Raw genomic sequence first — 21,547 nt, forward strand, 5'->3', positions numbered from 1 at the left:
TTACCCCCCGAAATCGGCCCGATGTGTGTCAATAGCGCCACGCATCGACCACGATCTGCTTGAGTAGCGGCAGCAGGCCGTGGAAGAAGTGCTCACCGCCTGGAATGACCACCACCGGCAGCGTCTGCGGACGCGCCCAGTCGAGTACCGACTGGAGCGGCACCGTGTCGTCCACTTCGCCGTGAATGACGAGCGTATCGGCGGGCACGGATGCGACATCCCAGTTGCTTGCCGCCGTGCCGACGAAAACGAGGCGCTGCGCGGGCGTACCGGCTTCGGCCAGCGTTTTCGCCACATGCGAGAGGACAAACGTGCCGAAGGAGAAACCGGCCAGTGCCAACGGAGGCGTTTCCCAGCCAGGTTGCTGGCGCATCCAGTCAATGACGGCGAGCAGATCGTCGCGCTCGCCAATGCCCTTGTCGTGTTCGCCTTCTGACTTGCCCACGCCGCGGAAATTCGGGCGTACGACGGCGTAGCCGAGTTGCACGAAAGCGCGTGCGAGGGTCTGCGCCACCTTGTTGTCGAGCGTGCCGCCGAAGAGCGGATGCGGGTGCGCCACGAGCGTGATGCCGCGCAGCTCGCCCGCCGGGCGGTCGATGGCGATCTCAATGGCCCCGACCGGGCCGTCGATGGTAAAGCGTTCGGTTTGAGCGTTCATGCGTGATGCTTGACGTGAAGCCTGATGAAAGGAGTTAGGCCCCGGTGTTGCTCGTATTACCTGATAAGACGCGTACGCGGTGTCAGTCGATCAGCAGACGCTCGACGATCTCGCCCTGCGCCAGATGCTTCTCGACGATCTCGTCGATATCGGTCTCATCGATATACGTGTACCAGGTGCCTTCGGGGTAAATCACCACAACCGGGCCCAGTTCGCAGCGATCAAGGCAACCGGCCTTGTTCACGCGCACCTTGCCGGGACCGGCCAGACCCAGTTGCTTGACCTTCTTCTTGGCGTATTCCTGCATCGCCTGCGCGTTGCAGTTCGCGCACGAGGGACGGTCTGCGCCGGGTTCGCGCTGATTCAAACAGAAAAAAACGTGATGCTTGTAAAACTGCGCCTCGGTGGCCATATCGGTCGCTCTGTGGGGGTTGGCACGTTATTGCGGGCCATTCTAACCGACATGCCCAGTGGTGCGCGCCGGCCCGCGATGGCTCGGATCGAACATCGCGAGCAAGTAAATCAGCACCAGATATGGCCATGTCCACGCGAGCCAGCGCGCGAGCACGTTGAAGTGCACATAGCGCCCCTGCCGCCACGACTGTAACGCCGCCTCGTAATACGGGTTGGCGGGCAGCAGATTCACGAAGACCAGCAGCACGATCAGCGCCGCCAGCGCCACTGCGCCACGTAGCGCACGCGGGCCGCGAGCGGCCACCGTCAGTACGAGCGCGCCGACCACCAGTCCGTAGATCGCGCCTGTCGTCACCCAGTCGAATGCCTGCGCCGGAGAAAATTGCCATGCCGACGCGCCCGCCTTGATCGCGAAGGCGCTGACAAACATGGCGCACAACAGCGGCACACGCGGGGCGCCCCGGCGCATGGCCAGTGTGGCGAGCATCCCGGCAAGAATGGTGCCGCTGGCAGTCACCACGGTTTCCCACAGCGCATGACTCGCGACGGCGTCGAGCGCCGACAGGTAGTCCTGCAACTGCCCCAAACGCGGCACCCAGTCGAGCACAAGATCGGTGATGTCCGGGTCTTGCCAGAGCCAAATCTGGCGCACGAGATCGCCGTCGCCGAAGAGAAACTGCTGCGGATACGCCTGCGCCCATGGCCACAGCGCCAGCAACACGAGCAACACGCTCGCGTGCCGCTCGAACCACGCGAAGCGCAGATGCCGCAGCCACCCGCGATCGAGCAAGGCGCTCGTGAGCGGCACCGCCATCGCACCACCGATTAGCGCACCCAGTGCATTCGTCGCGAGATCGACGTTCGACGCCACCCGTGTGGGCAGATACGTTTGCAAAGCCTCCATGCCGCACGACAGCAACGCGCCGAGCACAAACGCCGCGAGCACCGCGCGCGTGCCACGCCACGCCGGGTGCAATGCGAGCACGGTCAGCATGCCGAGCGGCATGTAGCCGAGCACATTGGTGACGACATCGAACATCGTCATCCAACGCGGTAGCGGGGCAAAGAGATAGTCGAACGGGCCGACGGCCGCTCGCTGAAATTCGAACGGGTACAGGCTCGCGTACGCAATGAGCAGGATCAGGCAAAGCAACGCCTGACGCGTGAGCGGCGAGGCGCGTCGTTGCCATGGTTTGACGTCTGACTCGGGCATTGACGCTGCTGCGTTAGCGCGCGGGTGTCGACGGTGCTGAACGCGTCGTTGCCGAGGGCGTCGGCACGCGCCCGGCGAGCCACTGAACCAATTGTGTCTGGACGGCATCGCTCGCTACGGCAAGTGCGCGGGCCCCGCCTGCGGCATCCGCCGTCGCCGCGGGAGCTTGCGCACGCAGCGTCGTTTGCGCGAGTAGCTTGGGGCCATCGAACAGCGTTGCTCGAATTTGCACGACACCGCGACTCGTCGTCGCGCTGTCGAAGTACTGCGCGAATTCGTCGAGTTCGACACGCAGTGCAGGCGCCGCCGTCGGGTCGCCTGCGGCCAGCACAGGCCGATCGACAGCGAGCGCCACGCGCAGCCGGTCGCCGAACAATCGCGCCGGCGACGCGAGCCAGCGGCTGTTCGCATAGACGCGCGCCTGATCGCCGTCGCTTGCCGGCAAGCGGTAGTAAATCAAGTCGGAGTCTAGCCAGTTCGGTGCGTTGACTACGACCTTGAGCGGCGACAACTGCGTCGGACGCGACGCATCCGACGCGGCTGGCATCGTCGGCGGGCCGAGATCGAAACGCGTCAGCGACGCAGAGGGCGAACTCGTCGCGCATCCGGCCACAAGTGCCGCAGCACCTGCCGCGAGCAGTAGCGTGCGCAACGCGCCGCGAAGGGAATCCAGCATATCGGTGTCCTTTGGCAATTCGGTCTGGCTGCTCATCGTCCTGCTCCGCCGGGCCATGCAAAGCCCGATTCACCCGGTCCGGGCGGTGGCGGCGACGTGCCGAACAGCAGCGCCCGCGGATTGCGATTGATCGTCTCTGCCGCCTGACCGACGGCCTGCGTCGTCGTGCGCAGATCATCGGACAGCGTATTGAGCCGTGGCAACGCCTCTTGTTGCAGCGAACCCTCGAAGGTTTGCGTCGTCGCCTGGAACGCCGCAAGACTCGATGCCGCCTGATCGGCCGCACGCCCCACACTGTCGAGATTTCGCACCAGCGGGCCCTGCGGATCGGTCAATTGATGGGTCAGTTGGTTCGCGCCTGCGAGCGTGCCGTTGAGCTCACGCACTGTCTCCGGCAATTGTTTGGTCACCGGTTCCAGCTGTTGTGCCACACGGTTCACGCTCTGCGCAGCCATCTTCACGCTATTGACCGAATCGATCACGGCCTGGCGGTTGTCGGCAGACAGCAGTTGATTGACGGACGAGCTCGCCTGCTCAAGCTGACGCACAAGCGTGTTGCCGCGATTCTGCAACTCGTCGAGGAAGCTCGGGCGCAGACGTAACTGCGCGACATGCGTTTCCGACGACGGCAGCAGCGTCCGGTCACGACCATCGTCGTCGAGTTGCACGAAGGCCAGCCCGGTCACACCTTGATAACTCAGGGTGGCGTACGTCGACTTGGTCATCGGTGTGCCCTCGTTGACGAGGATGCGGATGAGGATCTGGCCCGGGGTGCGCGGATCGAACTTGATCGAATCGACTTTGCCCACGGCAAGACCGCGATAGCGCACCGCCGATTCGGGATTCAGGCCATTCACGTTCGTGCGCGAGACCAGATCGTATGGCACGCGCACCCGATTGTCGCGGTTGAAAAAGTACACCGCAGCGGCGACTGTCGCGAGAAGCACCAGCGTGAACAAGCCCGCCATGAAAGCGTGCGATTTATTTTCCATCGTCGAGTAACTCCGAAATCTTTTGGCGGCGCGCCGCAGGCAAGGCCAGCAACGCGCGTCTACCGCGCTCACCAAGGAAGAAGCTGTGGATGAACGGATGATCGACACGCACGACGTCTTCGACGGGCGCGTTCACGAGCACCTTGCGATCAGCCAGCACCGCCACGCGTGTCGCGAGCATCATCACCGTATCGAGATCGTGCGTGACCATCACCACGGTCAGGCCAAGCGAGCGATGCAGGCCGCGAATCATGTCCACGAATTCGTCGGACGCTTGCGGATCGAGCCCCGCCGTCGGCTCGTCGAGAAACAGCAACTCGGGTTCGAGCGCAATGGCGCGTGCGATGCCGACTCGCTTGATCATCCCGCCGGATATTTCCGACGGCATCCGGTTCGCCATGCGTCCTGACAAGCCGACCATCTCGAGCTTGTACATCACCACGTCGCGAATCAGATCTTCGGAAAGTGTGTGAAGCTCGCGCAATGGTTGTGCAATGTTGTCGAACACCGTCATCGCCGAGAACAGCGCGCCGCGCTGGAACAACATGCCCGAGCGACGGCGCAACAGATGCGCCGTGCGTCGGTCGATCATTGTGATGTCGTGCCCGAAGATACTGATATGGCCACTCGTCGGCGCTTCCAGACCAATGACCTGTCGAATCAACGTCGTTTTGCCCGACCCCGAGCCACCTACGAGGGCAATGATCTCGCTCTGACGCACCGTCAGATCGAGGTGCTCGTGAATCGTGTGTGTGCCGTAGCGCTTGGTAAGGTCGCGCACTTCGATGACGGGTTCCGCATCACCGGGCAACGTCGCGGCGACCGGCGGGCAACCCGCCGTGCCGGGACGAGCGATTTCCTGGAGCGTGGACTCGTTCATCAGCCAATCCCCACGTTGCGGAAGAGAATCGCGAAAACAGCATCCGCGAGAATCACCACCGTGATCGATGTCACCACCGACTGCGTCGTGCCCTCGCCCAGACTCTGGGTGTTCGGTTTGACCCGCATGCCGAAGTGGCAAGCGACCAGTGCGATCAGCATGCCGAAGACCACGCCCTTGCCCAAGCCGATCCAAAGGTTGGCGATGCGCACCGCGTTAGGCAGGGTTGTGAAGAAGTAATGCAAGCCAATTCCAAGCTCGTACTTCGCCGCCAGCGCGCCGCCCAGCAGGGCGACGATGTTCGTCCACATGACGAGCAGCGGCATCGCGATGGCCAACGCAATGACCTTGGGCAGAATGAGGCGCAAGCTGTGCGAGATATCCATCACGCGCATGGCATCGAGCTCCTCGGTCACGCGCATCACGCCGAGTTGCGCCGTGATGGCGGAACCCGAGCGCCCCGCCACCAGAATGGCGGATAGCACCGGGCCTAACTCGCGAATCACCGACAGGCCGAGGATGTTCACGATGAACGTGCTCGCACCATATAGCTTGAGTTGCTGCGCCGACAGATACGACAGCACGATGCCGATCAGAAACGCCACGAGTGCTGTGATGCCCAGCGCCTTGGCCCCAGCACTGTAAATATTGGCGGACATTTCGAGCCACGGCGCCCGCACGGGGTGGCGCACGACGCGGCCGAGATCGATCACGAATCGGCCAAACATCGAAATGCCGCCGCGCAAATGATCGGCGAGAGAAAACAGCGAATAGCCCAGCCGGCTGACAGGATCGACACGGCGCGTCGGCACCGGGCTTTGTCGTGTGCGATCGAATTCAGCAAGGTGTTCGAAGAGCGCCCGCTGTGTGGGCGTGAGCGAAATTTGCTTGGGGAAGCGACGGTTCCAATACCGCCAGAGCGCCTGCGCACCGACGTGATCGAGACGCTCGACGCACGAAAGATCCCACGCGAGTTCGCCGCTGGGCAGCGCATGCACGAGTTGCAGCAGCATCTTCTTACGCTGCGAGAGCGCAAGCGCTGTCCACAGGCCGCGCAGCATCACTACCGGGCCTTGCGGCGAGGTAGTCAGCTCCAGGGTGGGCACGGCATCGAGGTTCAAAACAGGGGGTCTCCAGAGCGCAGCACGGGGCGGAATCCGGCGAAACGCGGTCATTGTACGGTACAGGTGCTACCAGGCGATGGCAACCCGACGCCGGCCGAAAACGTGCCGGAATCGGCCGGGTTTTGACTCGGATGATGCCGAAAGATGCCCGTGGTTGCAGCGCACTGCGGCGCAGCGCAGGCCCCGCCGTTACAATAGCAGCCATGAATAAAGCCGCCGATGCGTCGCCCATCGTGACGCCCAACACCTCACCTCTCGCCTCGCCTTCCGGCGCGTCCGGCATGGCGCTCGACGCGTCCCCCGGCGCCCCCGGCCGCCGTCTCGATCGGGACGGCGTGCGGGCACGTCTTGGCGCCGCCTGCCGCGACTGGCAAATCGAAATCGTCGACACCACCGGCTCCACGAACATCGACCTGCTCGCCCGTCTGCGCGAAGACGCCACATGTGCACCGGTCGTGCGCGCCGCCATGACCCAGACCGCTGGGCGTGGCCAGCGCGGACGCGCGTGGCAAAGTCTGCCGGGCGACAGCCTGACGTTTTCCTTGGCGTATGTGTTGCCGGGCGGTCCCGCCGAATTGGCCGGCTTGTCGCTGGCGACGGGTGTCGCTGTGGTCGAAGGGTTGTCGGACTTACCGCTGTCGGCCCCCCAAGCGTTGGGACTGAAGTGGCCCAACGACGTGCTGCTTCGCGGCGGCAAGCTTGCTGGCATTTTGATTGAAACGGTCCCCGCTGGCCCCGGCCGTATCGGTGTCGTCATCGGCATTGGCGTCAATCTGCGTCAGGCAGGTGATGTCGCCGCGCGCATCGACAGCGCGACGGCGCCCGCCGCACCCGCGGTCATCAGTGCCACGCCGCCCGCCGCACTCGAATCGATCCTTCCCGAACCGGATATGACATCGGTGCTCGCTTCGCTGATTCGACGGCTGGCAGAGATGCTGGCCCGCTTCGGGGAGCGCGGGTTCGACGCGTTTCGCGAAGATTGGGAAGCCATGCACGCCTATCGCGGCGCGTCGATTCGTATGATCGAACATGGCCGCGATGTGTTGCACGGTGTCGCATTGGGTGTCGATTCGCAAGGGTGCCTGCGCGTCGCGACCGATGGCGGGGAGCGCGCCATCGCGAGCGGCGAAGTCTCGGTGCGGCTCGTGGACACGGATGCCCCCTTAGCCTCCCAAGGAACTCGCCGATGAGTGCATCGAAGACGGCGAATACGGCATCGAAGGCTGTGGCTGCCGATGAGATTGCGACGACAGCGACGACAGCGACGACGACGAAAGCAGCGAACGCGCCGTGGCTGCTCGTCGATGCCGGCAACAGCAGAATTAAGTGGGCCCTCGCCCCTGCGAAACGTCCGGCCAATTGGCGTGCCGCCGAACCCGCGTTTCTGGCCAGCGGGGCTGTCGATCACACCGAATGGCGCACGCTTGCCACGCAGATTCGCGCAGGCTGGTCGGCGATGACGAACGGCGCCACCGGCGACTCGCACTTCGCGCCCAACACCGCGCCGCTCGCCATCGGTCAGGGCGGGCAGGACGATGGTTTCATCTGCCCCGAGCCCGCGGGGGTTTGGCTAACCAACGTTGCAGGCGACGCCGCCGAACAAGCCGTGCGCATGACCCTGCAAACGCTGTGGGGCATGGCATCGGCAGATTGGCTGCAAGTCTTGCGGGCGAGCGACATGCGCGCCGGCGTGCGCAACAGTTACGACGTGCCGTCGCAGTTGGGCAGCGACCGCTGGGCCAGCCTGATCGGCGCCCACGCCGCTTGGCCCGGCGAACATCTCCTGATCGTCACACTCGGAACAGCGACGACCGTTGAAGCCTTGCGCGCCGACGGTCAATACCTCGGCGGGCTGATTGCGCCGGGCCCCGCGCTAATGCTCCGCTCGCTTGCGCAAGGCACCGCGCAATTGCCCACGCTCGACGCGACGATGCCCAGTGGCGGACAAGACTTTGCCCGCAATACGACCGACGCCATTTTGCGCGGATGCCTCGCCGCACAAGCGGGGCTCGTCGAGCGCAATCACGCACAACTTCAAACGCGGCTTGGGGCACCGGTACGGTGCGTATTGTCGGGTGGCGCACGTCAAGCGTTGGCGCAAACGCTCACACTGCCCTTCACCGAACACGACCAGCTCGTGCCCGCAGGCTTATACGAAGTGGCACTGAGTTCGGTGGCTGACGCGGAATTCGGTGAAGGCGATGCGCCTTCCGCACAGGCCAATACGGCAACACAAGCGCCGCGTAATGCCCGACGCGCGCCAAGGGGTGTCTGACATGTTGCGTGCCTTGTTGTTGATCCTCTTTCTGGCCGCGAACGCGGCATTGGCGGCCGTGCAATTCGGCTGGCTGAAGTGGCGCGACATTCTGCCAACGACGGGTCGTGAACCTACGCGCGTCAGTCAACAACTGGAACCGGGACGCATCCGCCTCGATGGCGCGCAGATCAGCGGAGAGACTGTCGTTGCGGCGGCAAAACCGGGGCGTAACGCTGGCGGTCCGGATGCTTCAACCACGGATGGGGCGAACGGTGCAAATGGAGCCAATGGGGCAGACGGGGCAAACGGCACCAGCAAGGCTAGCGATGGCGTAGGCGACTCGGGACTAGGCTCCAGCGGCGCGGCGCCAGCGTCGGCAGCCGAAGCGACGGCAAGTCAGGCACTGGCTGCCACCGCACCCGCCGCCGTGTCGAGCGACGCAGCTACGGCTTCGGCAGCGACGGCCGCCGCGCAGGCCGCAGCAGCGTCGACGTGTCTGGATGTCGGCCCGTTCGCTGCGAACGACGCGCAGCAGGCACGTGGCTTGTTGCTGGCCGCTATGCCCTCGGGTCAAGGAGATATGCAGTCACTTGCCATCGACAAACGCTACTGGGTACACCTCGATCCGGTGCCGAACAAGGCCGCAGCGGACAAGCAAATCGCGTTGCTTCGCTCAGCGGGGGTCACCGAATACTTTGTGCTCAATGGCGACGGATCCAATCTCGTGGTCTCGCTTGGCTTGTTCAACGACCGTGAGCGAGCGGTTCGATTGATGGCGACCGCGCAGAAGAAAGGCATTACGCCGCAGTTGAGCGAGCGGCCGAATGCAAAGAGCCGCATTGTTTATCGCATTGCCGGCATCAACGCGAATGCCGCGTCCCAACTTCGCGGTGTGGTGACGCAACAGTGGTCCGCACAGTTGGTGAAGGCATGTCCGGCACCGGCGGGCAGCCCGCCGGTGGTCGTTCACTGACGCTGGCAACGCCTTCGTCTGAGCCTCACCGGCATTGTTGCGGGCGGGGACGCCGACTCGCTAAGCGGATAACCGGCCGGGCCGCGAGCCACGGTGCAGCGCGCACTTAGTTGTTTCGCTGCCGACCGCGCCTTCACCCCACGCGCTTGAGTTCCACCACCGGACGCACAACGCCCGTGCGGATACCACGTGCATTCTTGATGGTCGGTTCGACCCACGGTGCGAGACCGGTGGTCTCCGGTGCATCGACCAATCCAAGGGCTTTCAGCACGGCAACCGCAGCGGCATAAAGCGCCCGCATATTGCCGTCGACGACTTTGATCGCGATGCCCAATCCGGCAGAGCGCACACCAATGGTCTGCACACCGTCGGCACCGATCTTCGCAACCCAGTCACCCGGGGCCATGCGCATGAACGCCAGATCGTTGCGTGCCGTGCCGGACACCATCTCCGGTTGCTGCGTCATCGCCGCGAACAACGTCGACAGCGCAGCATCGTCGCTTGCAGACAACTTCGCGTAAGCCGCGGCCAGCTTCTCGAGCGGCAACGCGTAGTTCGGCGCGGAACAGCCATCGATGCCCAACGGCAGCGCGTCGCCCGAAACACCCACGACATCGCCCACGCGGGCGCGAATCGCCTGCTGCAACGGGTGTGCGGGATCGAGATACGTCTCCAACGGCAACTCGTGCTGCGCGCAATAGGCCAGGAACCCGGCGTGCTTGCCCGAGCAGTTGTGATGCAGGGCCGTCGGCTTGAGGTCGGCGGGCGCACGCTTGCCCGTCGCCGAATAAAACGTCGGCGTATGGCAGCCGCATTGCAGATGATGCTCATCGCAACCGGCCTTGCTCAGCAGACTTTTGACGCCTTCGACGTGAAACGCCTCGCCCGAATGGCTTGCGCAAAGCAGCGCCAGTTCGGCCTGAGTCAGCCCGAAATGCGCAACGCCGTCACCCTCCACGAACGGCAGCGCCTGAAAGGGCTTGAGTGTCGAGCGGGAAAAGGTGAGAAACGACGGATCGCCCGCCGCATAGCGCAGACGGCCCGTTGCATCGACCACGGCGACCGCGCCGTAGTGAACGCATTCCACCGTATCGACGCCATTCGCGCCGCGCGTGAGTTCTACCAGCGGTGCCAGATTCATGATTGCGCCCGCACCTTCTTGAGCAACGACGTTGTCGAGCGTTGATGTTCGAACGGAATCGCCACAGCTTTTCCGCCCCAGCCGCGCACCAGCGCCGATTCCGGCAGCTTGTCCATGTCGTAGTCGCCGCCCTTGACGAGGATGTCCGGACGCACGGCAGCGATCAGCGCTTCAGGCGTCGATTCGCCAAACGTCACCACGTAGTCGACGCTCTGCAACGCGGCGAGCAGCGCCGCACGATCGTTCTCGTTGTTGATCGGGCGATCGTCGCCTTTACCCAGCGTGCGCACCGACGCGTCGGTATTCACGGCAACGATCAGACAGGCACCGAGCGCGCGAGCTTGCGCAAGATAGGTCACGTGACCGCGATGCAGGATATCGAACACGCCGTTGGTGAATACCAGCGGGCGCGGCAGTTGCGGGGCGAGGGCCACAAGGGCGTCGCGCGTGAGGACTTTGGCCTCGAAATCGGGAGCTTGGGCGAGTTGCATGACGGTCTGTCGAAGGGAACGCGGTATTGTCCCACGGCAGCGCGCAGGCAACAAAAAAGGGGCCGAAGCCCCTTTGTTGCGCGATACCGCCGGTACAACGGCTACCGCAAATTGCTTGTCATCGCGCGTCGACCGGGGTCGACGGCGATATCCGTCAATTACGACGGTGTCGCGACGGCCGGTGCTGCCGGCGTAGCCACTGCCGCCAGACGCGCGGTAATTTCCTTGCGATAGCGGTTCAGGTCGGTCGCGGTCGCAAACGTGCGCTCGAACAGCAGCGACATGTTGTGCAGAATGCGCTCGACGACCTTCTTTTCCCAGCTGTCGTCGAACTTGATCTGCTCGTCGAGCCAGTGCTCGAGCCACTCCGGTTCCGGCAGGCGCGATTGCACCGTGTCGTTCGGGAACAGGTCCTTGTTCACGTGCAGGTTGGTCGGGTGCAGCGGCTTTTCGGTGCGACGCGCCGACGCCATCAGTACGCCGATCTTCGCGAACGCGGCACGCGCGTTATCGCCGAAGCTCGTCAATGCCTTCTTCATGTAGCGCAGGTACGCGCCACCATGGCGGGCTTCGTCACGCGAAATGATTTCGTAGATGGCCTTGATCACCGGCTCGGTGTGCCATTCGGCAGCGCGGCGATACCAGTGGTTCAGGCGGATTTCGCCGCAGAAGTGCAGCATCAGCGTTTCGAGCGGCGGCGCCGGGTCGAACGGGAAGCGCACAGCGTGGAGTTCGGCTTCGCTCGGCACGAGGTCCGGGCGGAAACGGCGCAGATATTCCATGAGCACCAGCGAGTGCTTCTGCTCTTCGAAGAACCACACGCTCATGAAAGCGGAGAAGTCGCTGTCGTCACGATTGTCGCGCAGGAACATCTCGGTGGCCGGCAGCGCCGCCCACTCGGTGATGGCATTCATCTTGATGGTGCGCGCCTGATCGTCGGTGAGTTGGCTCGCGTCGAACTTGTCCCACGGAATGTCCTTCTCCATGTTCCAACGCACTGCCTCCAGCGACTTGTACAGTTCGGGATACAGCATTTCGGTCATTTCAATTACCCCCAAGGTCGCGAGACCTTACACCAGGACTCAAGATAGTATTGTGAAAGTTTACGCCGAATTTCGACAGACAAAACGGTGACCGCGATACGAACGGCCCCCGCCGTCCGGCTTCACGTCTTGAACCCCTGCCGTCGCTGAAGGACGGCGATGAAGCGCCTGTAACTTGGCCGCGTCCTGGCGATATGGCTAGAGCGACCCTACTAAAATATGGGCAAACTCTTGAATCATAACATAAAAGCCTTTCAAAACCCTACGCGCCAGGCCTCACGTGACAGTAATGCGGCGTAATTTTGACGACGGTCAAAATGTCACGCAAAGCTCCTAAGATCAAGGGGCAGCGGAGATCCGGCGCCAGCGATTGCCACCCCATCGGCAACGCCGCGCAGATGCCGCCCGACGGTGGGCAAAAGAGGTCGATGCCCACCGCGATGCGTCAGGGTTTGTCCTTGTGCGACGGGGCTCAGCAACCCACCTTGCATGGTCTAGGCTAAAAGCAGTCGTTCCGTGCTTGTGATCCGGTTCGGTTCGCGGTGATCGCGGCCGCCGAACTCGCCGTGCCCGATCGTCGAAAAGACACTCAGTCGCATCCACGCAACAAGCTGTACCGGCCAGCGCGCCGACCGAACGACTCGCGCGCTGCCGACGGGCCCCCTTACTCGACTGGATCCTTGGACCGGAAAGGAGCCGAGCATGGCAACTCGTCTTGCTTTGGCAGCGTGGCTGCGCGCCGCCTGTGTCTGTGCCACCGTGAGCGCGGCGGCAACGGCAGCCCCGAGCGCGAACGCGTTCGATGCCGTGCAACTGGCCTCGCAGGAAGTGCCGGCGGCGCATCTCGTCGGTCACGGCTCGTTCACCCGCATGGGGTTTCATCTCTACGACGCCGAACTCTTCTCGGTCGTCGATCGCCTCAGTGCCAATTGGGGCTCGCACCCTCTCGTCCTCGACCTGCGTTACGCCCGCAGCTTCAAGTCGCGCACGCTCGTGCAGCGTAGTCTCATCGAAATGACGAAGCTGCAAGTGGCGACCGATGCCGAGCGCTTGCGCTGGGCGGACGAGCTTGCCCGCATCTTGCCGGATGTCTCGGAAGGACAACACCTGACCGGCGTGTACCGCCCGGGCGACGGCACGCGGTTCTTCTCGGACGGCAAATTGATTGGGCAGATCGCTGGCGACGCCTTCGGTCGCGCCTTCTTCGCCATCTGGCTCGACCCTCGCACGAGCGCACCGGATCTACGGGCGGAACTGATCAGCGACGTGCGCTGAGTCACGTCGGCGTTGGTTGGCGCTGGTCGGCGTCGGACACCGTCGGTCGGTATCGGTTAGCCCGGGTCGCCACGGATGCCCAACGCGCACCGCGGCGCGCTGTCTCATCCGCGCCACGCCAAATGCACCGACGCGGTGCGCGCCCGAGCGTCGGCTGGTAAGTTACGGCAAGGTTCCCCTGCGCCACGCGCGCCGCCTGCGCGCCCCATGCGAGACCGTGCCATGGACATCGATCATGCTGCCGCGCTCACCCGTCTGACGCGCTACGTCGAAACCCTCACGCGGCAAAGCGTCGCCAATCTCGGCGAGTTCTATGCGCCGACCGTCTACTTCAGAAGCCCGTTGCACGAAGTGCGCAGCGCCGCCGAGCTCGCCGCGCTACTCGACCGTTTGTTCGAACGTGTCGACGTCCCTCGCTTCGAGATCACCGCCGCCCTGTTGCAACACAATCAAGCGCTGCTCGTCTGGAATTTTCATTTCCACGCCAAACGCTGGCTCGACGACGAACAAGTGATTCACGGCGCATCGCATCTGCGTTTAGCCGTGGACGGTCGCATTGCTTACCAACGCGACTACTGGGATGCCACCGAAGACATCTACGCAAAGCTGCCCATCCTGGGCCGCATGCTCGGTTGGCTACGACAGCGTCTGCTGCCTTGACGCCGAAAACCAGCGGCAAAGCCCTTCCGCCGTTCGCCGCTTTCGCCCGCGCTTTTGCCTGCGCCTTTGCCCGCGCTTTTGCCTGCTTAGGCAGTTTTCTTCAATACGCCCCGCGACAACCCATCTAAATTCGGAACCCTGCACTCTCCGCACAAGGGTTCCCGATGACGCTCTTCTACTCCATGGCCGCCTTCGCGCTGGCCGCCTCGATCACTCCCGGCCCCGTCAACGTCGTGGCACTCGGCTCGGGTGCGCGCTATGGGCTTTGGCCCGGCCTGCGCCACGTCACCGGTGCAACCGTAGGCTTTGTCGTACTTCTCGTAGGCGTGGGTTTTGGCGTGTACGAACTCCTCCAACGCGTGCCCGCGTTGATGCACGCCATCCAGTGGTTTGGCGTCGGGTTTCTGCTCTACATGGCCTATAAGCTCGCCGTCGATAACGGGGAACTGGGGGACGCCAACCCGCAACGCGGCCCGACGATGCTGCACGGCGCCGTCATGCAATGGCTGAATCCGAAAGCGTGGCTCGCCGCGTTGGCCGGCACAGGTGCCTACACCGCAGGCGACCCCGCGCGAATCTGGCAATTCGCTGCGATCTATTTCGTCGTGTGCTGGATATCTGTCGGATGCTGGGTCGTCGCCGGCGCGATGCTTCGGCAACACATGCGCAATGCGCAGCGTGTGCGACGCCTCAATCGCGTCATGGCCGCGCTACTGGCGTTGAGCGCGGTGTATTTGGTCGCAGGGTAATAGGTGCGGCATACCCATCGCTCTGCGCTGTGGCATGCGTTAAAACCGAATGCGCCGGGCGGTACAGCGCCAAGCCGCCAAAGCGACACTCAAGCCGCGCGTCGCGTATCCGACGCCCGATAGTGCCCGGGCGTTGCCGCGAGCAACTGTTTGAACGTCCGCTGGAAATGCGCCTGATCCGCAAACCCGGCGTCGAGCGCGACCTCCGCAATCGCATGCCCACGACGCAACCGAGCGCGAGCGTACTGAATGCGTTGATTCATCACAAACGCATGCGGCGTCAGCCCGTACTGCGCCCGAAACGCGCGCGTCAGATATGACGCCGACAACCCCGCTGCCGCGCAAATCTGCGCCAACGTCAGCGCCTCGCGACAATGCGCCCGGATGAAGTCCGCCGCCTCGCGTAACTTGCGCGGATCGTCACGCATCGCGCGCGGTGCCGGATTCAACCGCTCATGCACGTCGACGAAAAACTGCTGCACCACGCTCTCTCGCTCAAGCTGATCGCCGGCCGGATCGGTACACACGTCGTATAGCCGATTCAGGCCGTCGTACAACGTGGCGTCCGTCGACGACGGCGCATCGAACAGATGCAAATCCTGTCCGTCGCCAAAGCCCAACTCGCGCTGCAAAGCGCCGAGCCACGCGACATCGACGAACAACATGCGATACGCCCATGCGTCATCGCCAATCGGATTGCACGCGTGCACTGCATCGGGGTTCATGACAACGACACTGCCCTTGCCCACCGTTTCCCGGGCGTGCCCGTTCAGATAAGTGCTGCGCCCACCCGTCACCACACCAATCGAAAACGTCTCGTGGCTGTGCAACGCATAGCAGACCTGCCGCCCATCGAGCACTTCGCGGGCTTCGAGAAACGGCAACGCCGGGTCGCGCCAGAACGTCGAGGGATAAGGGCAAGGAACGTGAGTTCGGGACATGGCAACGATAGAGTCAGTCAGACATTCACGCAGCGTCGCCGCCAACGGCAGATTCATCGGCGTCGGCCGGGGTCGACGACATCGGCGAGTTGGCAGGCATATCGACACTGCCCACAGCCCCCGCCTCCACGCTGTCGAGCGAGCTCGTGCCATCGGCTTCGGCCACCAGCCACGCCGCGATGGCGTCGCGTTGCGCATACGCATCCGCTTCGCCCAACGCGATCAGCTCCTGCGTGTACGACGACTCGAACAAAAGGTAACTCGCGAACGCGGCACCACGCGCCTCGTCCGCGCCGATCGCCCCCAGCATCGTGCGCACCGCACGCGGCAATTGTTGCAGATGCCGCGCGGCAATCGGCTCAAGGCGCTGACTCGGTGAAATTACCAGCGTCTCAATCGGCCGCCATCCACTCGATTCACGCTGCGCGGCGGGCACGTGCCGCAGCACGTTGTTGATGTGTTGCAGACGCTCAAGGTCGGCCGACAACCCGTCGATGAACACGCTGGCGAGCGCCTGACCGCCAATCTGCGCGAGACTCGGATACCCGGCGATGCGCTCGCCGCTGCTATCCAGCCCATACTGGCCGTGCGCCGCCCCGATGATCAAGATACGCGTCGCCCCGAGATGAATCGGCGGGCTAAGCGGTGCGATCTGACGCATCGAACCATCCCCGAAATACTCGGGCTGACCGTCGAGATCGAGTTCGATGGCGGGAAAGAGAAACGGAATCGCGCTCGATGCCAGCAGATGTTCGACGGTGAGCGGCACGGCGCGGGCGAGCCGCAGCGAGCGCTTCCACGGCTGGATCGGCTCGCCGCTTTGGTAGAACGTGACGTGTTTGCCCGAGGAATACGACAGCGCCGTCACCGACAAGGCCGACAACGCGCCCGAGGCAAACACCTCCGGCAAGCGCTCAAGCCGAATGGCGTTGCGCAACATCTCCGCGAGCGGCGACCAGTCGAACAGCGAGCGCGGCGAGCGACGCAGTGCCCAGCCGAGCGAGATGGCGGCCAGCCAGCGCGCCCCCGTGCCCGCCATGCCCAGCGAATCCGCACGGAAAACCTGCCCGGCATGGAATTGACGCCAAACGGCATCGAGCTTCATCACGCCGTGCTGGAAATCGTCGGCATGCGAGGCGAGCGCCGCCGCATTGATCGCACCTGCCGAAGTGCCGCAGACGATCGGAAATGGAATCGCGCGCCGTGAGGGCAACACTTCGCGCTGAATGGCGGCAATCGCCGCGAGGACACCCACTTGGTAGGCGGCACGCGCGCCGCCCCCCATCAAGACGAGTCCGGTACGTTCGCCTGAAATCATGGGGTGCCTCCCTGTTGTTGTTATCCCGCGCGGCCGTTGCCTCTGTGACGCTACGAGACGAACGGCCGCTGCGCGATGCTGTTGCGTCCTACGCTGCCCCTACTCGATCCTTACCAAGCCCACGGCGTCGTCTTGCCGCCGCGCTTGGCCGGTGCCTTGACCGCGCTATTGGCGGAAGTCGTCGCGTCGGCGGACTTCACCGCCGGGGGAGCCTTGCCCGGTGTCGCGCTGGCTTTCGCCGACTTGGCCGACTTCTGCGATACTGCCGCCGATTTCGCCGGGGCTTTCGCGGGCCCCTTCGCCGGTGACTTAGCGGCCGTTGTCTTGCTGCTCGACGAAGCCGTCGACTTCGACGCCTTGCCCGTTGCTGTCTTGCTTGCGGCGGACTTTCCAGCAGCCGTCTTGCTCGCCGCCGTCTTGCCGGTCGACTTCGCTGCCGTCGCTCCACGCTTGCCCGCCGCCGCCATCGCCGCTTCGGTGGCAGCTTGCGTCGCCTTCGTGGCGCTCGCTGCCGCTTCCGACATCTGCGCCGCGGCGGCTTCGGTCATGTGCGTTGCCGACACGCCTGCGGCTTGTGCTGCCGCCGCAATTTGATCGAATTGCGCGCGCATGGCGTTGAACCACATCGACGGATCGAGCGCGCCGTAGGCATTGCTCGCTTGTGCGAAAGGCGATTCGGTACCGGCTGCGGTTTGCTCGCCCGACGCAGCGTCCGGCGCGTCGCTCGCTTGCGGTTCAGGTTCCGGTTCCGGCTCAGGTTCCGGCGCACGCGCCTGCGACTCGACGTCTTGCGCCGGTTCCGATGCAGCAAACGGGGAACGCCAGAAGTTGCTACCCGCCTGAGCGAATTGCGCGAACTGCGGAGAGAACGGCGACGCGGACGGATCTGCCCCCGCCGCGGCCTGCCCGAACCCGGCCGGCTCACCCGACGCGGCAGCACCAAAACCACCGCTGCCAAACGCGCGCAGCGTGGCGTACGTGGCGCGCTGCACTTCAAAGGCCTGAATCGTCGAGCGCAGCACATTCAGGTTGAGCGTCAGCCATTGCTCGACCGCGCGCATCTCGGCAATCCGGTTCTCGATCTCGTTCGGATCGAGCAGCGGCGCGGCGCTCTGCATCAGCTGCGTCAGCGGAGACGTAAAGGTCGCGGGCGGGCTGAACGCCTCCCACATCTTCTTGAGAATGTCGAAGCCGTTGGGCATGGCACTCGTCGAATCGCTCATCTTGGTCTCCGGTCACGGTCGGCGTTGTTTATGGATCATACGCCGAGCCTACGTGAATCGTGTGTCAGGCCAGCTCGGCCCACGCATCGCCTTCAGAACGGCGCATCGCCGCTGTAATCGGGCGCGCGACGCTCACGCAGCGAGGCGATACCTTCGCGCACGTCAGGCCCGGCAAATCCCATGAATTCCAGCGCCAGCGACGCATCGAACGACGGCCCCGCGCTGCGCAGCCAGTTATTGAGCGCGTACTTGGTCCAGCGAATCGCCGTCGTCGATCCCCGCGCGAGTTTGTCGGCCACTTCGAACGCCTTCGGCAGCAAGTCGGCTTCGTCCACCGTCAATGACACGAGACCGATACGCTCGGCCTCTTCGCCCGACACCGGCTCGCACAGCAGCAAGTAATACTTCGCCTTCGCCATGCCACACAGCAACGGCCAGACGATCGCCGCGTGGTCGCCCGCCGCCACGCCCAAACGCGTATGGCCGTCGATAATGCGCGCGTTCTTCGCAGCAATCGAAATGTCGGCCAGCAGCCCTGCAACCAACCCCGCGCCCACTGCCGGGCCGTGCATCGCCGAGACGATCGGCTTGCTGCAATTGATCACGTTGTAGACAAGGTCGCGCGCTTCGCGCCACACACGCGCACGCACGTCGAAGTTATCGGCCATGTCTTCGACGAGCGACAAATCGCCACCGCCGGAAAAGCCCTTGCCTTCGCCGCGAATTACTACCGCGCGCGTCTCGGGGTCGCGGTCGATATCGCGCCACACGTCGGCCAATTCACGGTGCATGTGATGGTCGGCCGTCGACAAGCCGCTCTTGTTCGCCCCCGCGCCCATGATGACTTCGAGCACGCCATTCGGATGCCGCTTGAACTGAAGCGACGTGTAGTGTTGATACGGATCTTGCGACATGGTCTACCGCTCCAAAAAAACATCCCCGCAGATGCGGGGATTGGAAAAACGACGGCATCGGGCGAACCCGGCACCGCCGACGGTCATCAATTCATTCATCCCGGCTCACGCCGGGCCGCGGCTTACTGTGCCAACAGCCACTTGCCGTTTTCGATCTTGACCATCACGCGGGCGCGCTGATCGAGCCCCAGGTGATCGGTCGTGCTCATGTTGATCACGCCGTTCGTCACGTGCACTTCCTTGCTCTGTTCGAGCGCATCGCGCAGTGCCTTGCGGAATTCAGGCGTACCCGGCTTGGCCTTCTGCGCGGCGATCGGAATCGCACGTTGCAGCAGGATGCCGGCGTCCCATGCGTAGGAACCGAACGCTGCGACAGTGCCCGCACCGTACTTCGCCTCGTACTTCTTGATGTAGTCGAGCGCGACCGCCTTGGCCGGATGATCGGCCGGAAGTTGCGAAGCGACCAGCACGGGGCTTGCCGGCAGGTACGTGTTGTTGCAGTCCTTGCCGCACACGCGCAGGAAGTCGTTATTGCCCACGCCGTGGTTGTGATACACGAGGCCCTTATAGCCGCGCTCGGCCAGTGCCTTCGGCGGGAGCGCCGCCGGCGTGCCTGCTGCGCCCACGACCACCGCATCCGGGTTGGTCGCCATGATCTTCAGAATCTGGCCGGTCACGCTCGGGTCGGTGCGCGCAAAGCGCTCGTTGGCGACCATCTTGATCTTTTGCAGCGCCGCGAACTTGGCCACTTCGTCATAAAACGCTTCGCCCAGCGCGTCGCCCTGACCGATGAACGCCATCGTCTTCACGCCATGACGGCTCGCATGCTCGGCAATCGCCGAGGCCATTTGCGCGTCGGTTTGCGGCGTCTTGAACATCCAGTAACGCTTGGCGTCGACCGGCTCGATGATGCGTGCGGAGGAGGCGAGCGAGATCGTCGGCGTGGTGCCGCTGGCGATCACGTCGAGCATGGCCAGCGTGTTCGGCGTGATCGACGAGCCGATGATGGCGTCGACGTGGTTCTCGGAGATGAGCTTCTTGGTGTTCTGAACGGCGGTCGTGGTGTCCGAGGCGTCGTCCAGAATGATGTAGTCGACCTTCTGACCGCCGATCTCGGTCGGCAGCATGGTGATGGTGTTGCGCGCGGGAATGCCCAACGAGGCGGCCGGGCCGGTGAGCGAAATGCTCACGCCGATCTTCACCTGAGCGGCGGCACCACCGGCCAACGCCAGCAACATCGCGCCCAGCAGTGCGGTGCGCACGGGGTTTCGCATGAAAGTCTCCTGTCCAATCCTGATCTGGTCTGGCCCGCGCTGGTTCTTTTCGTGCGCGAAGGCCCGGGACGGACACCTCGCGCCGCGCCGGCGAAAGTTCGGGACGGCCCGCGATCCCGGTAGGGGTACGAACCGACTCAAGGAGACAAAGAATAGCGGAGCCAGAATTGCCCGCCATATCCGGGTTCACCCTATGCCGGTAACTTTCGCCGTGCGGCACATGGCCGGATTTACTCGTCCAACGGCGAAACCGCCTGATCGATTGCCCCGAAAATCGACTTGCCCTGCGCGTCGAACATCTCGATGCGCACCCGGTCGCCGTAGCGCATGAATTGCGTCTCGGGCGAACCCTTTTCGATGGTCTCGAGCATGCGCTTCTCGGCAATGCAGGCGCTGCCACGGCTGCGATCCTTGTTCGAGATCGTGCCCGAACCGACGATGGTGCCTGCGCGTGCATTACGCGTCTTGCACACATGCGCCACCAGTTGGCCGAAGTCGAACACCATGTCTTCGCCGCACTCGGGCGCGCCGTATTTCTTGTCGTTCCACTTCACCGTCAAAGGCCGATGCACACGGCCATCGCGCCACGCGTCGCCCAGTTCGTCGGGCGTGACCGCCACTGGCGAGAACGCCGTCGCCGGTTTGCTCTGGAAGAAGCCGAACCCCTTCGCCAATTCCGCCGGAATCAGGTTGCGCAGGCTCACATCGTTGACCAGCATCAGCAGGCGCACGCCTTCGAGAGCGCGGGCCGGGCTCGCGCCCATGAGCACGTCGGTGGTCACCACGGCGACTTCCGCTTCGAAGTCGATGCCGAAGTCTTCGGAAGCGCAGACGATGTCGTCGGTCGGTCCGATGAAGTCGTCGCTGCCGCCTTGATACATGAGCGGGTCGGTCCAGAACTCGGGGGGCATTTCCGCGCCACGGGCCTTGCGCACCAGTTCCACATGGTTCACGTACGCGGAGCCGTCGGCCCACTGGTACGCGCGCGGCAGCGGTGCCATGCACTCTTCGGGGTCGAACTTGAAGGTGTTGCGCGCGCGTTGATGATTGAGCTCGGTGTACAGCGTTTGCAGTTGCGGCGCGTAGAAGGTCCAGTCGTCGAGCACACGTTGGAGCGTGGGGGCGATGGCGTCGGCAATGCAGGCGCTCGTCAAATCGCGCGACACGACGATCAGTTGACCGTCGCGCGTGCCGTCCTTACGGGTAGCAAGTTTCATGTGATGGAGTCTGCGGGCGGTCTCAGGCCCGATAGAATGACGCGTGAAGCCAACGATTCTACCCGAGGGCAACGCCCGCGCAGCCCTTCGAATAAAGCGCGGGCAGCACCGGTG

Annotated in this window: 22 protein-coding genes; 6 read left to right on the forward strand and 16 right to left on the reverse strand. The window is 63.9% G+C overall.

Translation table 11 applies throughout. From position 1 onward, the window contains the following. Positions 1-28: 28 nt before the first annotated feature. From ACPWR9_RS02745 to ACPWR9_RS02775, 7 genes are all read right to left on the reverse strand, one after another. Positions 29-658, reverse strand: coding sequence for an alpha/beta hydrolase (locus tag ACPWR9_RS02745; RefSeq protein WP_426296580.1), 630 nt, complete (start codon positions 656-658; stop codon positions 29-31). A gap of 82 nt (positions 659-740) precedes the next feature. Beyond that, a complete protein-coding gene (locus ACPWR9_RS02750; RefSeq protein WP_426296579.1) occupies positions 741-1,070 on the reverse strand; it encodes a (2Fe-2S) ferredoxin domain-containing protein in 330 nt (109 codons plus the stop codon). A gap of 42 nt (positions 1,071-1,112) precedes the next feature. Beyond that, positions 1,113-2,285, reverse strand: coding sequence for a VanZ family protein (locus ACPWR9_RS02755; protein ID WP_426296578.1), 1,173 nt, complete (start codon positions 2,283-2,285; stop codon positions 1,113-1,115). Positions 2,286-2,298: 13 nt separating this feature from the next. Beyond that, complete coding sequence (locus ACPWR9_RS02760) at positions 2,299-2,961, reverse strand: ABC-type transport auxiliary lipoprotein family protein (RefSeq protein ID WP_426296577.1); 663 nt, start codon at positions 2,959-2,961, stop codon at positions 2,299-2,301. A 32-nt stretch (positions 2,962-2,993) separates the two neighbouring features. Further along, positions 2,994-3,953, reverse strand: a complete 960-nt coding sequence (locus ACPWR9_RS02765) for an MlaD family protein (RefSeq protein WP_426296576.1) — start codon at positions 3,951-3,953, stop codon at positions 2,994-2,996. Beyond that, positions 3,943-4,833: an ABC transporter ATP-binding protein gene (locus ACPWR9_RS02770; protein WP_426296575.1), complete on the reverse strand. Its 891-nt coding sequence runs from the start codon at positions 4,831-4,833 to the stop codon at positions 3,943-3,945. Before ACPWR9_RS02770 ends, ACPWR9_RS02765 begins: the two co-directional genes overlap by 11 nt. After that, a complete protein-coding gene (locus ACPWR9_RS02775; RefSeq protein ID WP_426296574.1) occupies positions 4,833-5,954 on the reverse strand; it encodes an MlaE family ABC transporter permease in 1,122 nt (373 codons plus the stop codon). The genes ACPWR9_RS02770 and ACPWR9_RS02775 overlap by 1 nt, the downstream gene beginning before the upstream one ends. A 206-nt stretch (positions 5,955-6,160) precedes the next feature. Here ACPWR9_RS02775 and ACPWR9_RS02780 point away from each other — a divergent pair, with 206 nt between their 5' ends. From ACPWR9_RS02780 to ACPWR9_RS02790, 3 genes are read left to right on the forward strand one after another with little or no spacing between them, the layout of a single operon-like run. After that, positions 6,161-7,147: a biotin--[acetyl-CoA-carboxylase] ligase gene (locus tag ACPWR9_RS02780; protein WP_426296573.1), complete on the forward strand. Its 987-nt coding sequence runs from the start codon at positions 6,161-6,163 to the stop codon at positions 7,145-7,147. Further along, positions 7,144-8,232 (forward strand): type III pantothenate kinase, encoded by a 1,089-nt coding sequence (locus ACPWR9_RS02785; protein ID WP_426296572.1) that lies wholly within the window; start codon positions 7,144-7,146, stop codon positions 8,230-8,232. Before ACPWR9_RS02780 ends, ACPWR9_RS02785 begins: the two co-directional genes overlap by 4 nt. A gap of 1 nt (position 8,233) precedes the next feature. After that, positions 8,234-9,187, forward strand: a complete 954-nt coding sequence (locus ACPWR9_RS02790; RefSeq protein WP_426296571.1) for an SPOR domain-containing protein — start codon at positions 8,234-8,236, stop codon at positions 9,185-9,187. Positions 9,188-9,320: 133 nt separating this feature from the next. Here the strand turns inward: ACPWR9_RS02790 and ACPWR9_RS02795 are convergent, their stop codons facing one another. From ACPWR9_RS02795 to ACPWR9_RS02805, 3 genes are all read right to left on the reverse strand, one after another. Further along, the gene (locus tag ACPWR9_RS02795; protein ID WP_426296570.1) at positions 9,321-10,328 is read right to left on the reverse strand and encodes an asparaginase; all 1,008 of its coding nucleotides are present in this window, start codon (positions 10,326-10,328) and stop codon (positions 9,321-9,323) included. After that, positions 10,325-10,819: a D-glycero-beta-D-manno-heptose 1-phosphate adenylyltransferase gene (rfaE2, locus tag ACPWR9_RS02800; protein ID WP_426296569.1), complete on the reverse strand. Its 495-nt coding sequence runs from the start codon at positions 10,817-10,819 to the stop codon at positions 10,325-10,327. Before rfaE2 ends, ACPWR9_RS02795 begins: the two co-directional genes overlap by 4 nt. A 158-nt stretch (positions 10,820-10,977) precedes the next feature. Further along, positions 10,978-11,853, reverse strand: coding sequence for a ferritin-like domain-containing protein (locus ACPWR9_RS02805; protein ID WP_426296643.1), 876 nt, complete (start codon positions 11,851-11,853; stop codon positions 10,978-10,980). Between the two features lie 711 nt (positions 11,854-12,564). On the opposite strand from ACPWR9_RS02805, the gene ACPWR9_RS02810 reads away from it, so the two are divergent. The 3 genes from ACPWR9_RS02810 to ACPWR9_RS02820 all read left to right on the forward strand — a co-directional run bounded on the left by ACPWR9_RS02810 (position 12,565) and on the right by ACPWR9_RS02820 (position 14,546). Next, positions 12,565-13,137, forward strand: a complete 573-nt coding sequence (locus tag ACPWR9_RS02810) for a chalcone isomerase family protein (RefSeq protein ID WP_426296568.1) — start codon at positions 12,565-12,567, stop codon at positions 13,135-13,137. A gap of 222 nt (positions 13,138-13,359) precedes the next feature. Next, positions 13,360-13,797: a nuclear transport factor 2 family protein gene (locus ACPWR9_RS02815; protein WP_426296567.1), complete on the forward strand. Its 438-nt coding sequence runs from the start codon at positions 13,360-13,362 to the stop codon at positions 13,795-13,797. Positions 13,798-13,961: 164 nt separating this feature from the next. Then, positions 13,962-14,546 (forward strand): LysE family translocator, encoded by a 585-nt coding sequence (locus ACPWR9_RS02820; RefSeq protein ID WP_426296566.1) that lies wholly within the window; start codon positions 13,962-13,964, stop codon positions 14,544-14,546. 89 nt (positions 14,547-14,635) lie between these two features. Here ACPWR9_RS02820 and ACPWR9_RS02825 read toward each other — a convergent pair whose 3' ends face one another. From ACPWR9_RS02825 to ACPWR9_RS02850, 6 genes are all read right to left on the reverse strand, one after another. Next, positions 14,636-15,487, reverse strand: a complete 852-nt coding sequence (locus ACPWR9_RS02825) for an AraC family transcriptional regulator (RefSeq protein WP_426296565.1) — start codon at positions 15,485-15,487, stop codon at positions 14,636-14,638. A 25-nt stretch (positions 15,488-15,512) separates the two neighbouring features. After that, entirely contained in the window at positions 15,513-16,805 is a 1,293-nt protein-coding gene (locus ACPWR9_RS02830) for a patatin-like phospholipase family protein (protein WP_426296564.1), read from the reverse strand. 110 nt (positions 16,806-16,915) lie between these two features. Further along, positions 16,916-18,028, reverse strand: coding sequence for a PhaM family polyhydroxyalkanoate granule multifunctional regulatory protein (locus tag ACPWR9_RS02835; protein WP_426296563.1), 1,113 nt, complete (start codon positions 18,026-18,028; stop codon positions 16,916-16,918). Between the two features lie 92 nt (positions 18,029-18,120). Next, positions 18,121-18,942, reverse strand: a complete 822-nt coding sequence (locus ACPWR9_RS02840; protein ID WP_426296562.1) for an enoyl-CoA hydratase/isomerase family protein — start codon at positions 18,940-18,942, stop codon at positions 18,121-18,123. A gap of 122 nt (positions 18,943-19,064) precedes the next feature. Next, positions 19,065-20,216 (reverse strand): ABC transporter substrate-binding protein, encoded by a 1,152-nt coding sequence (locus ACPWR9_RS02845; RefSeq protein WP_426296561.1) that lies wholly within the window; start codon positions 20,214-20,216, stop codon positions 19,065-19,067. Positions 20,217-20,446: 230 nt separating this feature from the next. Then, positions 20,447-21,433, reverse strand: coding sequence for a fumarylacetoacetate hydrolase family protein (locus ACPWR9_RS02850; protein WP_426296560.1), 987 nt, complete (start codon positions 21,431-21,433; stop codon positions 20,447-20,449). Positions 21,434-21,547: the final 114 nt, after the last annotated feature.

It is taken from the genome of Pandoraea pneumonica (assembly GCF_049918595.1).
Classification (GTDB): Bacteria; Pseudomonadota; Gammaproteobacteria; order Burkholderiales; family Burkholderiaceae; genus Pandoraea; species Pandoraea pneumonica_A.